General features: G+C 37.8%; 15 protein-coding genes and 1 pseudogene. 8 read left to right on the forward strand and 8 right to left on the reverse strand.

Features of this window, described 5'->3' with window-relative positions; all coding sequences use genetic code 11:
- Positions 1-7 precede the first annotated feature (7 nt).
- Positions 8-1,153 carry an acyl-CoA dehydrogenase family protein gene (locus tag BQ4305_RS20900; RefSeq protein WP_110929629.1) on the forward strand — a complete coding sequence of 382 codons (1,146 nt, stop codon included), beginning with the start codon at positions 8-10 and terminating at the stop codon, positions 1,151-1,153.
- Between the two features lie 49 nt (positions 1,154-1,202).
- On the opposite strand, the gene BQ4305_RS20905 is transcribed toward BQ4305_RS20900, so the two are convergent.
- Complete coding sequence (locus BQ4305_RS20905) at positions 1,203-2,033, reverse strand: phosphodiester glycosidase family protein (protein ID WP_110929630.1); 831 nt, start codon at positions 2,031-2,033, stop codon at positions 1,203-1,205.
- A gap of 546 nt (positions 2,034-2,579) precedes the next feature.
- On the opposite strand from BQ4305_RS20905, the gene BQ4305_RS20910 reads away from it, so the two are divergent.
- Both BQ4305_RS20910 and BQ4305_RS20915 read left to right on the forward strand, forming a co-directional pair.
- The gene (locus BQ4305_RS20910) at positions 2,580-4,598 is read left to right on the forward strand and encodes a CDP-glycerol glycerophosphotransferase family protein (protein WP_110929631.1); all 2,019 of its coding nucleotides are present in this window, start codon (positions 2,580-2,582) and stop codon (positions 4,596-4,598) included.
- A 134-nt stretch (positions 4,599-4,732) separates the two neighbouring features.
- Positions 4,733-5,467 carry an SGNH/GDSL hydrolase family protein gene (locus BQ4305_RS20915; protein ID WP_199880785.1) on the forward strand — a complete coding sequence of 245 codons (735 nt, stop codon included), beginning with the start codon at positions 4,733-4,735 and terminating at the stop codon, positions 5,465-5,467.
- Positions 5,468-5,558: 91 nt separating this feature from the next.
- Here BQ4305_RS20915 and BQ4305_RS20920 read toward each other — a convergent pair whose 3' ends face one another.
- A complete protein-coding gene (locus BQ4305_RS20920; RefSeq protein ID WP_199880786.1) occupies positions 5,559-5,975 on the reverse strand; it encodes a DUF6270 domain-containing protein in 417 nt (138 codons plus the stop codon).
- Between the two features lie 84 nt (positions 5,976-6,059).
- On the opposite strand from BQ4305_RS20920, the gene istA reads away from it, so the two are divergent.
- Positions 6,060-7,583 carry an IS21 family transposase gene (istA, locus tag BQ4305_RS20925; protein WP_234396927.1) on the forward strand — a complete coding sequence of 508 codons (1,524 nt, stop codon included), beginning with the start codon at positions 6,060-6,062 and terminating at the stop codon, positions 7,581-7,583.
- Complete coding sequence (istB, locus tag BQ4305_RS20930; RefSeq protein ID WP_110927700.1) at positions 7,580-8,338, forward strand: IS21-like element helper ATPase IstB; 759 nt, start codon at positions 7,580-7,582, stop codon at positions 8,336-8,338. The genes istA and istB overlap by 4 nt, the downstream gene beginning before the upstream one ends.
- An 82-nt stretch (positions 8,339-8,420) precedes the next feature.
- Here istB and BQ4305_RS20935 read toward each other — a convergent pair whose 3' ends face one another.
- Positions 8,421-8,879, reverse strand: a complete 459-nt coding sequence (locus BQ4305_RS20935; protein WP_110929634.1) for a DUF6270 domain-containing protein — start codon at positions 8,877-8,879, stop codon at positions 8,421-8,423.
- 569 nt (positions 8,880-9,448) lie between these two features.
- On the opposite strand from BQ4305_RS20935, the gene BQ4305_RS21970 reads away from it, so the two are divergent.
- The 3 genes and pseudogenes from BQ4305_RS21970 to BQ4305_RS22130 all read left to right on the forward strand — a co-directional run bounded on the left by BQ4305_RS21970 (position 9,449) and on the right by BQ4305_RS22130 (position 10,417).
- Positions 9,449-9,619, forward strand: a complete 171-nt coding sequence (locus BQ4305_RS21970; protein ID WP_234397016.1) for a site-specific integrase — start codon at positions 9,449-9,451, stop codon at positions 9,617-9,619.
- A 233-nt stretch (positions 9,620-9,852) separates the two neighbouring features.
- Positions 9,853-10,110: pseudogene (locus BQ4305_RS22125) on the forward strand (tyrosine-type recombinase/integrase); the annotation flags it as partial.
- A gap of 139 nt (positions 10,111-10,249) precedes the next feature.
- Positions 10,250-10,417: a tyrosine-type recombinase/integrase gene (locus BQ4305_RS22130; protein WP_324611619.1), complete on the forward strand. Its 168-nt coding sequence runs from the start codon at positions 10,250-10,252 to the stop codon at positions 10,415-10,417.
- A gap of 27 nt (positions 10,418-10,444) precedes the next feature.
- Here BQ4305_RS22130 and BQ4305_RS20945 read toward each other — a convergent pair whose 3' ends face one another.
- The 5 genes from BQ4305_RS20945 to BQ4305_RS20965 form a co-directional block, all read right to left on the reverse strand.
- Entirely contained in the window at positions 10,445-11,890 is a 1,446-nt protein-coding gene (locus tag BQ4305_RS20945; RefSeq protein ID WP_110929635.1) for a tyrosine-type recombinase/integrase, read from the reverse strand.
- Positions 11,854-12,129, reverse strand: a complete 276-nt coding sequence (locus BQ4305_RS20950) for a hypothetical protein (RefSeq protein ID WP_110929636.1) — start codon at positions 12,127-12,129, stop codon at positions 11,854-11,856. The genes BQ4305_RS20945 and BQ4305_RS20950 overlap by 37 nt, the downstream gene beginning before the upstream one ends.
- A gap of 214 nt (positions 12,130-12,343) precedes the next feature.
- A complete protein-coding gene (locus BQ4305_RS20955; protein WP_110929637.1) occupies positions 12,344-13,108 on the reverse strand; it encodes an SDR family oxidoreductase in 765 nt (254 codons plus the stop codon).
- The gene (locus BQ4305_RS20960; protein WP_110929638.1) at positions 13,105-14,136 is read right to left on the reverse strand and encodes an ABC transporter substrate-binding protein; all 1,032 of its coding nucleotides are present in this window, start codon (positions 14,134-14,136) and stop codon (positions 13,105-13,107) included. Before BQ4305_RS20960 ends, BQ4305_RS20955 begins: the two co-directional genes overlap by 4 nt.
- The gene (locus BQ4305_RS20965) at positions 14,133-14,816 is read right to left on the reverse strand and encodes an ABC transporter permease (protein ID WP_234397017.1); all 684 of its coding nucleotides are present in this window, start codon (positions 14,814-14,816) and stop codon (positions 14,133-14,135) included. The genes BQ4305_RS20960 and BQ4305_RS20965 overlap by 4 nt, the downstream gene beginning before the upstream one ends.
- Positions 14,817-14,831 lie beyond the last annotated feature (15 nt).

The raw sequence follows: 14,831 nt of genomic DNA on the forward strand, positions 1-14,831 counted from the left end.
GGGATGGATAGGATTGTCTTTTTATCAAACGAAAGAACAAGAACAGTATATTGAAAGCCTTGGGCATGCTATTAAGTCATTTAAGAGCAGGGCAGCCCATCTTGATGAAACAAAAGGCTTCCCTTTCAAAAATATACAGGAGCTGAAAGAATTTCAATATCCTCAGCTGACATTAGCAAAGGAATATGGCGGCAGAGGAGGTACGTTATATGATTTTCTGCTTGCGCAGGAACGGATTGCAATGGAGGATGGGCCAACCGCACTGGCCATCGGCTGGCATGTGGGAACAGTTCTGTCATTGACTGAAAAACGACCGTGGGAAAAATCAGTTATGGATGAATTTTTCACCGAAATCAGTAAAGGCGCATTAACGAATACCGCTGCTACAGAGCCTGCGACCGGAAGTCCAACCAGAGGGGGGCGGCCGGAAACGACAGCTGTTCACATGAATGGCAAGTGGCAGATTAACGGCAGAAAAACCTTCACCACACTGTCACCTGTTCTCGATATCTTTTTAGTGACGGCGTGGATTCCTGAGGAGGATACACTTGGCGTCTTTATGATCCATCGCAATACGGAAGGAGTAAGAATAGAAGAAACATGGGACATGGTTGCTATGCAGGGAACAGGAAGTCATGATCTTATTCTCGAAAATGTGATGATTGAAGAACGGTACTGTGTTGAAAGAAAAAAAACCGGAAGGAATTCCGAAGGCTGGCTATTGCATATTCCTGCCTGTTATATAGGAATAGCGGCAGCCGCAAGAAATTATGCAATTGGGTTTGCAAAAACTTATTCTCCAAACAGCCTTCCCGGTCCTATTCGTGAATTGCCTAATGTTCAGCGTGCTATAGGAGAGATCGAATTGGAACTGACAGAAGCTCGCCATTTTCTCTATTCAGTAGCTGAAAAATGGGATAATCAGAAGGATCAGCGAGGCGAGATGGGGAAAGAGCTGGGAGCAGTTAAGCATGCAGTAACCAATCATGCGATTTCCATCGTAGATAAAGCGATGCGGGTAGTAGGTGCAAAAAGTTTACAGCGAACAAATCCGATGCAGCGGTATTATCGTGATGTAAGGGCAGGTTTACATAATCCTCCGATGGACGATATGACAATCACATTATTAGCTAAATCCATATTATTTGAATAACCTCCGTAAAAAACATAAAGAGCATCCGAAAGGACACTCTTTATGTTTTTTATTTTTCTACATATAAGATATCAGATACTGGACGTTCACTGCCATCGGATGGGGTATTCAGGACTTCTCCATTAAAATAGAGGGTGGTGCTGCCCCCGCCGTCCAAGTTGTATGCCCACTTGGCCCCTAATTCTTCAAATAGTGCGGTTAAATCCCTGAAAGTCATTCCCCTTGATTCTTTTGACCTGCCATCCACTGTAATGATTATGTACTCGTGCGGGGTTCTTTGGCCAATAGCTGTCCTAGGAGCAGGTTTATCGGAATACCACGCTTCCTCATAATACGGACTTCTTTTACCATCGACGATCAGTTCAGGCCCAAAATCAAAACTATGCAGAACTCCGTCTTTCTTCATATCTTCTGCGGTTCGGTCTCCTTCACCGATAAAAAGGGTTCCGTCTTTTCGGATTTCCAAGGGGCTGAATGATTCTCTGTACATTTCTCCGTTTCTGATCACAAGACTTCGTGATTTAAAAGCAACATCTGCTCCGTTTACAGCAAGTATCGCTCCGTTCTTACCCGCTATTTTAGATGTTTTTTCTTTTTGTAAGCTTATCGTTTCATTTGAAAATGCAGACTTCAGCTGTTCGGCATTTAGGACTTTTATAGTGGAAATCCAATATCTCACATTTCGTTTTTCATAAGGCTGGATTTGGATCTGTACAGAGTCATTACTGTATTGATACGGAGCCGGTATCTCCTCACTAAAATGATTCTGGCCGCTGTCTGGATCAGTCTGTTCAGGAACTTTTTCATTTGGTTGGGTTTGATTAGTCGTGCAGCCCGTTAATAAAAAGAAGAGAGAAAAGAGTATGGCTATTTTTTTCATATGTAAACTGCCTTTCTTAAGGAAATGCCTTGAAGAAATAACAGTTTATCATAAACCTATTTTCCTTTCCAAAATACCTTTGATTGATTTCCCTCTAATAAGAAGAGAATTACAAGCGGAAAAGTAATAATAGTGAAAGATTTCATATTTTTTTAACGGCTAATAGCCGCTTTTGCAAGCCATTGTCCTTACAATTAGGAAAAAACTTCTTTTCTTTCTATGACTAATTACGTCATTTTATTATCTTATAATAGTTGTTTTATTACATAAGACTTACAATTTATTGAAGTATTATGCCTGAAGATAGTACCTTAAATCACCGGAAACTTCCAATTAACAGGTAGGAGAATCGGTTTGTTTTATGGTGGATTATAAGCAGTGTTGCTCATTTTTTAACATTTGTAATTATCCTTTTTTCCTATTTACGCCCGGTTCATTCAGTAATACTATTAAGGCTGGAATTTTTATATCGATATATTATTATTTGTGGCATTGTCACTTGTTGCTATGGAGAACAAAGCTTGATAGAAAGTAGGAGGGGTTGGATTGAGGCATAATTTGTCCTTTGGATCTTTTGAAAACAGTAAGGCTTTGCTTAATGAAGGCTATACGGTTTTCAATGGGACTAGGAGCCTGATAAAAAACAAAAAAGATAATATGAAATACTATATTTATAGTAAAGAGACAGGAGAAAAAATCATTTTCGATGAATACGAGCCGATGACCATTTTACAAACGCTCGTTTTAGAAGACTCTTTTGTCACGAAAGAGGGAAAACGAAAGAACGAACGGATCGTATTTTTCGTAGATACAAAATGCCGTTTATCTTTTGTAAAGACACATCAGGATAATATGAAATTATCTAGAATATTAGATAAGGTAGAGAAAACGCCATTCTATCGTTCGATTGTCTTTCTTCTCTTTTTCCATTTTTTATTTTTTGGAGTCATGCGTGTAAGAAACCAGACATTTAACAGCGCATACTTGTCCTTAGGATATGATAAAGCACTTAATTATAAACTTCACTTTTTGTTTCCTAAATGGATAAGGGAAAAGTATGCACTGCGTACAAATAAACTTGCATTGCTTGTTCATGCCTACTGGGCGTGGATTCCTATGAAAGATATATATGCTTATTATCTGGAAACTAGCAATATTAATATACCAGTCTTTATAAAGCTGAGTCAGGACGATTACAGCCTATGGTATTTTTTACGGTCAGATTCACGTCACGTTTATAGCAGAAATCATTATATTTGGAATACGCGCTCTTTCCGCCTGAGAAAGAACAATAGTGAGCTCTTTATAAGGAAATCGATTACGGGGCAATATGTTATAGTTGTTACAAATATTATGTCGAAATCGATTGTTTTAAAAGAAAAGCTCGCTAAGCTATATGTGAATCTATTCGTTTCAAATAAAGAAAAATATGATGTGTACTTTGAGAAGTTCAGCGCAGGGGCTTCGGAATCGGCATTTGAAGTCTTCAAATATGCATATACACGAAAAGATGACTGTGTATATGTCCTTGATAAGGACCATCCTGAATATCGCGTCCTTAAACAAAAATATGGTAAAAAACTGGTGGCGAAAAATAGTTTTATTGCTTTTTATCATATTTTTACGGCTAAGAGTTTTCAGTCTTCTGATTTAGTCAGTCATATCCAAAGAAGACTGTATGATAATGATTCTTTAATCAAAGAAAAGATTCTTGATGTAGATAAAAAAGTAATGCTGCAGCATGGCGTTTGTATGTGTACAAACATATTTGAACGAGGGTATTTTAATCGAAAGGTTCCGATTGCTCCAGACTACATCCTGGTAAACTCTCAATTTGAAAAAAGCCTATTTACTGAACATACAGGATATACCGATGAAGAGATCATGGTGACCGGTCTTCCTAACCTTGATTTGTATGTAAAGGAAAAAGAAAATCAGAAAAAAGAAATAACATTTATGTTAACGTGGAGGCCTTGGGATTTAACGGGAAGCATTGAACCCGGCAGCTACTTAGATCGGTATTTTTCTTTTATTGAATTAGTGAAAAATAATGAATTCTATAAAGGGATTAAAGTGAATGTAGTGCTTCACCCAAAATCTAAGCTTATTTTGCAAGAACAATTCCCAGAAGTATTTGAAAAGTATCATACGTACTTTTACGAAGGGGATATTAAAGAGGCTTTACTAAGAAGTAAGGTATTGATATCCGATTATTCTTCTGTTGTTTTTTATGCCTTTGCCGGGGGAACGAACGTTATTCTGTATTGGGAAGATAAAGAGCTTGCGGAACAGGAATACGGAGCTCCCAACATCCTGCAGAAAGATATTGCCTTCGGAGACATTGTGGGAGCATTTGATCAGTTACATTCCCATATTGTAAAGAACTATCAAAATCCGCAGTCTGTTGATCATCAATCAAAGTACGGACAATTGATGGAGTGCATTGATGGAACGAATACAAAAAATACGTATGAATACATTCAAAATATCATTATGAAAGAAGAAGCAAGCGGAAAGCAATTGGATATTGCAAAAGAAGAAACTCTAGATAAGCGGACCGCATGAATTAGACAAAGTATAAATAGACAAATGCGCCGGTGTTTAAAACCGGCGTCTTTTTTTCACATGAAGAAACTGATGTCATAAACGAAAGACGGGCATCAATAAAAAGCTAACAGCCAAGAATGGAAGTGTGGACAGTGAGGAAGCTACTTATCGTAAATGTTATTAGTATTTTGTTTGCAGGGCTTATCATCATCCTTTTTACTAATCATCATCAAAAGGAATTGACAGACAGTCTAAGTAAGAAAATAGAAAGCGGAAATCATGACAGAAAGGTGGTCTTATTATTGGGCAGCAGTGTGACTCAGGGAATTGGAGCATCGGATCCTCAAATTTCCTGGGCAGGTCAATTATATAGACAATTGAAAAGGCAAAATCCTGAAGTGGTTTTTTTAAATCTTGGCACAGGAGGATACACAACAAAAGATATCATCAATAACACATTAAAAACGACGACTAATCTGAATGCGGAAGGTCTGACACCTGATGTAATTATTTACGAAACAAGCTTAATTAATGACTTCCAAAAACTCAATTTGACTCAATCCAAACATTATGTTGAGCAAGCTATAAACAGGCTGTCGATACAATTTCCAGATGCGAAAATATATCTAATGCCGCCAAATGATGTAACCCTTTATGACGGCAGGCCAAATGCCCAGCATCTCACATATCAAGAATATGTTCACCTCGTCGGAGATTTCATAAAAGGAGAGGGATGGACCTATATAGATTTTTGGAAAAACTATGAAGAGATAGCTAGAAAGAAAGGATTGGAACTCTCTAATACGTTAGAAAATGACCGGAAACATCCAAATGATCAAGGTTATAATATATGGTATCAAGCCATTAAAAACAAAATAGAATTATAATAAGAAAGCTCGTCTCTTTAAACTGAGACGAGCTTTCTTTAATTTAGCCGGATCCAAAGAGAGAGGGAGACCGCTATGTATTATACTGTCATTAAATCAGTACTGTTTGCTTATTGAAGGTCTTTTCAAATTCTTCATAAATGCGTTCGTAGTATTCGTTTTGATAATGCATAGGGGCCAATCCCCATTCATGTTCTTCCCAGGCATAATAACTGCCTTCAGGGAGTTCAATCGTGCGAATCCCAGGCATATTGTTTTCAAAGAAATCATAATAATGCTTCAGCAATCTATTAATATTTATGTAGATTTTGGTTCTTCGGTCATCAAATTTTTGTTTTTCGTTATGTTTATTAACATATTCATAGGTGAAAAAAGCCCGATGTAACAAGATATTTTCCGGTTTATATAACGTCTTCAATTCTTCAATAAACTGAAGGCATGCTGTTGTATTTGATAATTTAATATTGAGCCACTTTTGAAGGGTTCGATCACATAAAAAATGAGCCACATGATTTCCAATTTTGATAACCTCTCTTATGATTGAAAGTGACCAAACTATCACTTTTAGAGAGAGGCACAAAGGATGATCGATATGGCTCAATTTTATAATATCAAATTCTTACATGAGGTAGAAGGACTATCACAAAGACAAATAGCTAAAAAGCTTGGTATTTCAAGGAATACAGTAAGTAAGTATTTAAAAGAACAGGAAGCTCCAACAACCATACAACGCCAAAGAATCTATGGTGGTACTAAAGATTATTCTGAAGAAACAAAACGGGTATTACCAATAATTGACCAATGGTTAGAGGATGACCTCAACCGATGGGGTAAGCAGAAACATACGGCTACCAATATATATAACAGATTAGTTAATGAATATGACTTTGAAGGTTCGGAATCTAATATACGAAAAATAGTAAGGAAACGCAGAAAAAAGCTTCAGGAAGTCTTCATTCCTCTTGATTTTCAACTCGGCCACCAATTCCAATTCGACTGGGGAGAGGCGGACATCATTCTACAGGGTCGAAAGAAACGTATTTACCTCTTTTGCATTCAGCTTTCCGCAAGTCGTGTAAGGTTTGTGAGAGCTTATCTTCATGAAAAACAGGAAGCTTTCCTTGATGGATTTGTTCATGCGTTTGAATTTTTTGGAGGAGTTCCAACTGAAGGTCTATTTGATAATTTAAAAACAGCTGTGGTAAAAATCCTTCAAGGTAGAGACCGATTGGAACAGGAATCATTTCTTGCCTTACAAACACATTATCTATTCAAATCTGAGTTCTGCAATGTCAGATCTGGAAATGAAAAAGGACGTGTAGAGGGATTGGTAGGCTATGTAAGAAGAAATGCCTTTGTACCTGAGCCGGAGGTTCAGACACTAGATGAATTGAATGATTATTTACAAGATTGGTGTTTTAACGAGGCAGAACGCAAAACCGTTCCTTATACCAAAGAAACAATCGCTGATATGTGGGCTAAAGAAAAGGAATATCTTCACCCACTTCCTGAACAACGGTTTGAAGCCTGTAAGCTAGTCTCTTGTCAGGTAAACAAGACTTCACTAATCTCAATCGAAACCAATCAGTATTCTGTCCCATGTGGTTATGTCGGCCAAGCTGTATGGGCAAAAATTTTTGTCGACCGAGTGATCGTTGTGGCTCAAAACCAAGTGATCGCAGAACATTTACGTTCAAATGAACGAAATCAAATGATTACTGTATTGGACCATTATCTAGAAGCGTTGATAAAAAAGCCTCGTGCGATACGTGATGCACATGCTTTCCAAGCTTCTGACATTCCAGCTGTGTTCAGGCGTTTTCATCGGAAGATGAGAGAACAAGAAGGAGCCATTGGAGATCGAAAGTTCATACGACTTCTCCTCCTTCATCGTGAAATTGGAATGGAAAAGTTAACACAGGCCTTGAGTGAGGCTGAGGAAGCACAAGTTTTTCGTTATGAAGTTGTGCATGAAATCATCCAAAGGCTAACGAATAACCATTTGAAGTCTCACGAGCTCTCTAAAGAGAAGACACCTACAAATCTGCTAGACTATAAAGTTAAAAAGTCAAATGTAGCTCAATATGAACAACTAACTGGAGGTCAGACAAAATGAATGCAGAAATCATGCTAGATCATATTGTAAAGCAACTTAGAATGCCGACAATCGGAAGACAGTATCGCTCTCTCGCTAGAGAAGCGGAGGAAAGAAACCTAAGTTATGAAGAATACCTATTGGCATTACTAGAAACAGAATTAGAAACAAGAGAAGAAAATCAGAGACAGAGGAGACTTAAGCAAGCTGCGTTCCCTGTCCAGAAAACATTAGATACCTATGATTTCAGCTTAATGCCAAGCTTGAATCGAAACCGCTTTATCACCATGGCTAAGGGTGAATTCGTAGACAAAAAGGAAAATCTAATATTTTTGGGGAATAGTGGTACTGGTAAAACTCACTTGGCAATCGCTCTTGGGGTAGAAATGATTCAAAATGGTTATAAAACTAAGTTTATTACAGCATCGGCGTTAGTAGAAGAATTACTTATGGCCAACGAGGAGCATAAGCTTGGGGCATTTGAGAAGAAGTGGCTCAAATTTGATTTGATCATTGTTGATGAGTTAGGGTATGTCCCCTTCTCCAAAATTGGAGCAGAGTTATTGTTCCAATTCTTTTCAAGTCGTTATGAACGCGCGAGCGTTATTGTTACAACTAATCTAGAATTCTCGGAATGGACAAACATATTTGGCGACGATAAAATGACCGCTGCATTACTTGATCGCCTTACGCACCGATCGCACATCCACCTACTTAACGGAGAATCCTATAGATTCCGTCAAAGTATGCAACATCGGGAAGTTGTCGAAGGGTAACAACGGCGGGCGAGGTGTTTGGGTGTCTTGCCCCTCTCCGGGGCAAGGCACCCAAACACCCAACTACTCCCAAATATGGGAGTTAACAGACACTAAGTGGCTCACTTTTAAAGTGATCGCTCTGGCTCAATATAATATTGACAAAAACAGCTGTTTCCCATTCTTTGATGGTATCTGCTTTTCTAACTTCACGGCCGCCCAATTTTTCCTTCAAACCGGCCTCCACAAAATAACTGGACCTGGTAACATAAGAAAAACCAATCTGATACAAAGCAAAACGCTCATCTATAAAATCAATCATCAGCAAGTCATTCTTTTTTTCTTCTAATTGCTGAAAGAACGTTTTATTCATATCTGTAAGGACCGTTCTTTGCTTAAATCGGCTTTTAAGCTGAACGTCTTGCTCTTCTAATGGGTATGGCGCTGACATCAAACTTAGAATAGAAGAGCGGGCATGATAATAATTCACTTTATAATCGGTATCCAGCAGACGAAAGATGTCTCTGGAAACACAGCTGCCTAAAATATTCAATTCCTTCATAATCAACCTCCAATTACTTACAGTTTCTATTTTATATGACCTCATTCATCAGAAACAGTGCAGATGTAACTAGGAAAAAAGGATACATAAAAGGACTGTATAAATAAAGGAAATGTTTGTTTTAATATAAGATTTTCTGGTTTTTTACCATTTTATAAAGACCAGTCAGCATAATTTGAGATCTTGGGAATGTGAATTTTTAAAAAGTTATACGTAAATCGTATGATAATCATTACAGATTGCTCTGTATAAATTGAACCAGAACTTTTTATTCATTTATTTATTTAAAGGCATGATAAATGAAATATAAATCAATCAGTTTGGTTACGTTAATCTAAATTTTTTATTCCGTCTCATTTCTTAAAGTATTCTTAGATTTTGAGACAAAAAATCAGTATCTCATATAACTTCCTATAATATATATTATGTAAACTAGGATAATTTTACACCGTGATTGGGGTTATCCCCTGACGTTCCTATAATATCTGTACTTTGGAACCTTCTATCCGCATGTTCCTTATAATTTTTCACGTTTTTCATGTGAACGATAATCCTCCTTTTGAACGATAATGTTGTGTATTTGTACGGATAATGAGTTATCGTCTAAACAACTTTTATTGGAGGTTTTTGGTTTGCAATTAAAAGCTGCAATTGACGAATTCATACTGTACATTCAAGTTGAAAAAAATTATTCCACACATACAGTTGTCAGTTATGAATACGATTTACTTCAATTTTAACTTTTTTACGTAATCATGACTGTTCAACTGATTTGGCTTCAATCACCAAGACCCATGTCCGTCGCTTTATCCAGCATCAACTGGGAACCCACAAGTAAAAACCGCGTTCCATGAACCGAAAGATTTCCAGTTTTAAGTCATTCACTAAATACTGCATACAGGAAAAATACCTTAACCATGACTTTATGAGTGGCATTGAAACACCCAAAACCGACGACAAGTTGCCAGTATATATGACGTTAAGTGATCTTCAGCAATTATTCCGCTCGCTTGAACAGGATGATTCGACTTTATCAAAGCGAAATGAAATCTTGTTCAAGCTAATGGCGGTAACCGGTATGAGACGGTCCGAACTTGTCTCGCTTACATGGTCGCAAATGGATTTTTCCAATCAAACAATCCGGATATATGGAAAAGGTAAAAAGGAACGATTGTTGCCCCTTCATCCCCTCCTTATCTCTCTTCTTAGTACTTATAAGGATTCTCTGAGTCCGTATCAGAGTTATCCTACGGAGCCTGTGTTTTTGAATAAAGATGGTAAACCATTGAAAATCCACGTGGATTACACTCTATCTTTAAAAAGACCTTACGAAAAGCCGGTCTGCCTCCTCCCGCTTTTCGTTACACCATTTGCGCCATACATTTGCTACACTTATGCTGCAAGAGAACAAAGAAAATGTGGATTTGAGAACACTTCAAGAATTATTAGGCCATGAATCCATCACTTCAACGCAAGTGTATACGCATGTAGAATTTGAACAGAAAAAGAAAGCCATTGATTCGTTTAACATATTTTAAAAGGAAGAAACTACCCTTGATGGGTAGTTATCTTTTTCCTTCTGCAAAAAACTGTGACGAAATACTTGAATGATATAACCCCATTACATCCTGTTGGTTAGCATAAAAATTCGTGTTTATAGGTGCTGATGCACTTGCTTGAAAACCCCCTTGATAATGACTCGGAATAGGATGGCTAGATGGATTTGGATATTGACTTGAATGATTTGTTTGGTTTGGATAGGGGCTAACTTCCGGAAACATGATTTGCTGATTCGGCATAACTGTTTGAGTAAGCTTTTGTTCTACTACTGACATCGTAAAACGGATCATATTTTGTTTAAATGAATGCACATGATACATGTTGTTCATTTGGCCTTGGAATGCTGCTGGCAAATTCTCATAGATCACATTCTGATTCATTTGAACGCCTAATTGATCTTCCATATCCAAAGCTGTTTGAAGCACCGTTTCCAATAAAATTTGGGCCATACGTAATTCTTTTACTTCTTTCGTATCTCTACGAAGATAACGCTCTAAGGCACCTTGTTGCGCTTTCTTAGAATGCAGTAACAGCAACCGTTTCGCATTATCTGATACACCCATTTCATGGAACATTGTAGCCACACTATAACGTAACCCATGTGGAGTAAAATATTTACTCGTTTTCTGTTTACATGTTTTTTTACCAACTACTGCTTTCTTGCTCAATCCGTCACTTGGTTCGGAATCAGGAGTCTCTGTAATCCATCCTAGATGTTCACAAATTTTATGCACTATATAATTCATTTGCTTGTTAGCAAATGCCTTTCCGCGTAATCCATATAGAAGTGGATCTTCTGGGTGCATTCCTTTTGTATATTCCAAAAAATAAGCTAATACTCTTGGAGGTAAAGGAATAAAAGTTTCTCTATTTTTCGTGTTAGGGGTCTTTACTTCCCTTTTTCTTTCATCCTCCTCACTTTTTTCTGACTTAGAAAATATAATTCTTATTCCACCCGCCTCCTTATCTATAGACTGAGCTTGTAAACTAATCAGATTTGTTGAACGAAAGCCGGTAAAGATATCTAAAAGAATAGGAGCTAAGACATTAATTCCTTGAACTTGTAATTCATGTGCTGCCTTATACACTTGATAAAGTTCGTTGATGTCCAAATCCTTAGATAAATACTGCTGCTCGGTATAGTCTGTAATTTTAACCGTTAAAAATGGATTACCATCTATGATTTTTGCATGATTTAAATGTCTAAACAAAGAGGATTTTAATGTAGCGGGCTTCACCTTTTCAGCTTGATCGTTTTTCCATACTTGACAATATTCATACGTAACATTTTCAAGAATTGGCTGTAATCCATTACTAATCATATGGTTAGTAATATCTTTTATATTTTTTCTATACGCCCTTTTTGAGTTTGGAGACCAATTGCTTATTTGCTCTTGGTCTAAATAGGCTTCCTCTAATGTACTTTGTGGTGTAATCGTAATTTTTCGCATACTAATTTACTAGTTAACATATCCATCGTCTTCCTTGTATCAGCATAATTAATATTATTCATTTCCAAGTTTTTAACATTTATTCCAAAATAGGAAGAGTGTTTCTCATAAATACCATACTGGGAAAGAGTCTTCCCTTCTTTTCCGAAACGTTCTGTATCATTAACTGACCAAAGTAGATCTAGGTTATCTATTGGACCATCAAATTCCTGACCCCGATTTTTGTTCCCAATGTTCATATTAACCCTCCATATAAAAGAAGAAACCCCCAAGAACCATTGCTACAAAAGCAACTTCTTGGGGGGTTCCCTTTTTTATTTATTTAATTCCTTACATATACCATTATAAAGGCGCAATGTATATATTTTAATACCTAATTAAAAATCTTTTATGAATATTGCCATAATAAATAGTTTATGCCACAAACACACATAAATCCAGTTTGTCGCTGTATTACATTACAAGCCCGCCATCAACAAATAAAGTTTGCCCTGTCATAAACTGACTCCAATCTGATGCTAGGAACAACACGGGTCCTGCTACATCTTGTGGAGTTGCAATTCTACGGAGAGGGGTTTGGGATATGATGAGATCCTTTAACTCTTCTTTTGTACCCTTGCTTGCATCCGTTGGATAGACAAGGCCAGGAGCAACACAATTAACCCTAATACCAAAAGGTCCCAGCTCCGCAGCTAGATTACGGCTATAACCCATAAGTGCGGTTTTAGCTGTCGTGTATTCATTATAAGGAACAATCGGTCTTTCAACTAAGTTACTAGTGATATTAATGATGCTGCCATAACTCTGTTTTTTCATATAGGGCAGGACTGCCTGACACATATAATGTGTCGAACGCAAGGTCCCATCAATTTGCACCTGATAATCTTCCCAGTTTAGCTCCCATGCCATTTTACGATGGTTGGCATCAAAAATGTAAGATTTAAAGGCATTATTCACGAGAACATCAATTTTCCCTGCTTCCAATACTTTTTCTATCATCTGATTGACTGACGATTTAGAAGTTACATCGGCCTGTATAGCCCATCCTTCACCACCAAGTTTAGTACAATCTAGGGCAACTTGTTCAGCTGCCTCTTGGTTTTGCAGGTAGTTGATGATCACTAAGGATCCTTCCTTTGCAAATGCACGAGCAATACTAGCTCCTATTCCTCGGCTAGCTCCTGTCACCAGTACTACTTTCCCCTGAAATTTCTTCATTTTTTCTCTTCCATATTGTTAGGAAGAAGATCGTCACGTACTGACTCTTTCATATCGATGCTATTTTCGATAAGTCCTAGTTTTTGATACGTATCTGCCGCTTTCTGCAAGACCGATGTATCAAGTACCCCTAATCTCTTACTTTCAGTTTCAGAGGAAACACTCGAAGCATTTCTCAAATTAATAATTTTCAGGTTTTGTTGTTCATCTTTTCCGTCAATCGCGTATTCCGATGCTAGTGTAGCGGCTTCCTCTGGGTTTTTGATCATCCACTGCGTGCTTCTTCTATAAGCCTTCAAAAATTCCTTCAGAACGTCTTTCTTTTCTTCATACGTCTTTTCTGTGACAACAAATACATCGCTAGGCACATTCAAATAATCCTTTACTTCCATTACATTTACTTCATCTAATCCTTTTTGTTTAGCTACTACTAATCCTGTATCTGTTGCAGCCGCAGCATCCACCTTTCCCTGCATCAAAGGGGCAAAATTCAACAATCCTGTCTCCACGATTTTTACATCGTTTTCCGAAAGTCCAGCCTGATGCAGAAGAACCAATAAATTTTGACGGGTGCCGCTTGTTAAACTATATACACCAATTGTTTTCCCTTTAAGATCCTGTGGCTTTGTAATGTTTTTGTCTTTAAGCGATACAATGTTAAACACATTTTGTGGATAGATATTATAAATCACCTTCAGATTTTCCCCTTTGTCTAATGCAAAGAAAAGAGAGCCGGGATCTGTAAACGCAATGTCTGCTTGTCCTGAAACAATATTTTTAATGGCATCCCCGCCACCTGCTCCGGGAATAACCCGTACGTCCAATCCTTTATCCTTGAAAAAGTGTTTTTTCTCATCCACCAATAGGTTCGTTTGCTCAGTTATCGGCTTACTCCAATTGGCTACTCTGACCGGCTGCATTTTCTCTGAACCTGATTCATCGGTTGTCTCTTCTTCTTTCGCTCCACAAGCGATTGTAATTATTGCCACCAATAACAATAAACCCATTAAAATAATTTTTGATTTCATTTTTTTTCCGTCTCCTTCATATATCGTATTACCCATTTCTTTTCCAATAGTTGCACCGCCTGATACAGAACCATTCCCATGAATGTCAACAATAACAAGGTTGCGAACATTAATGGTGTATCCATCATCCCCTGTGAAGCGATAATCACCGCCCCTAATCCGTCACTTCCACCAATGAACTCTCCAACGACTGCTCCTACTATTGCCAATACAACCGCTACGCGCAGTCCAGCTATAATTCCCGGCATACCAGCAGGTATCTTTAAATGTATTAAGGTTTGCCAACGGGAAGCTCCCAGCACTTTAAACAGCTCCTGTTTCTGCCTATCCGTATACTTTATGGCCGTAACCGTGTTCTCCAATAAAGGAAAAAAACAAATAAGTGCGGTAATCACTACCTTAGAGGTCATTCCAAATCCAAACCAAAGTATAAAAAGAGGGGCTAGAGCGAGCTTTGGAACTGCTTGACTGGCAATAATATAAGGAAATAAAATCTTCCGTAAAAAGGGTACTTCGCCCAAAATAATGCCAGCCAGAAATCCGAATAACCCTCCAAAAAACAGACCTAGTAAAACCTCTGCCGTTGTCCGGAAAAGATGCGGAGTAAAGTATCCGCTTTTTATGCCCTCCAAAAGAGTACTGAAGATCACAAAAGGGGTCGGTAGTACAAGCTCCGACATGGACCTTGCTCCTAT

The organism is Bacillus massiliglaciei (assembly GCF_900098925.1).
Classification (GTDB): Bacteria; Bacillota; Bacilli; order Bacillales; family DSM-1321; genus Peribacillus; species Peribacillus massiliglaciei.

Coding starts and splice junctions, on each gene's coding strand:
- BQ4305_RS20905 (WP_110929630.1), bottom strand. CDS start 2,033: ATGAAAAAAATAGCCATACTCTTTTCTCTCTTCTTTTTATTAACGGGC.
- istA (WP_234396927.1), top strand. CDS start 6,060: ATGGCTCAATTTTATAATATCAAATTCTTACATGAGGTAGAAGGACTA.
- istB (WP_110927700.1), top strand. CDS start 7,580: ATGAATGCAGAAATCATGCTAGATCATATTGTAAAGCAACTTAGAATG.
- BQ4305_RS20935 (WP_110929634.1), bottom strand. CDS start 8,879: ATGAAGGAATTGAATATTTTAGGCAGCTGTGTTTCCAGAGACATCTTT.
- BQ4305_RS21970 (WP_234397016.1), top strand. CDS start 9,449: ATGTTGTGTATTTGTACGGATAATGAGTTATCGTCTAAACAACTTTTA.
- BQ4305_RS20945 (WP_110929635.1), bottom strand. CDS start 11,890: ATGCGAAAAATTACGATTACACCACAAAGTACATTAGAGGAAGCCTAT.
- BQ4305_RS20950 (WP_110929636.1), bottom strand. CDS start 12,129: ATGAACATTGGGAACAAAAATCGGGGTCAGGAATTTGATGGTCCAATA.
- BQ4305_RS20955 (WP_110929637.1), bottom strand. CDS start 13,108: ATGAAGAAATTTCAGGGGAAAGTAGTACTGGTGACAGGAGCTAGCCGA.
- BQ4305_RS20960 (WP_110929638.1), bottom strand. CDS start 14,136: ATGAAATCAAAAATTATTTTAATGGGTTTATTGTTATTGGTGGCAATA.
- BQ4305_RS20965 (WP_234397017.1), bottom strand. CDS start 14,816: ATGTCGGAGCTTGTACTACCGACCCCTTTTGTGATCTTCAGTACTCTT.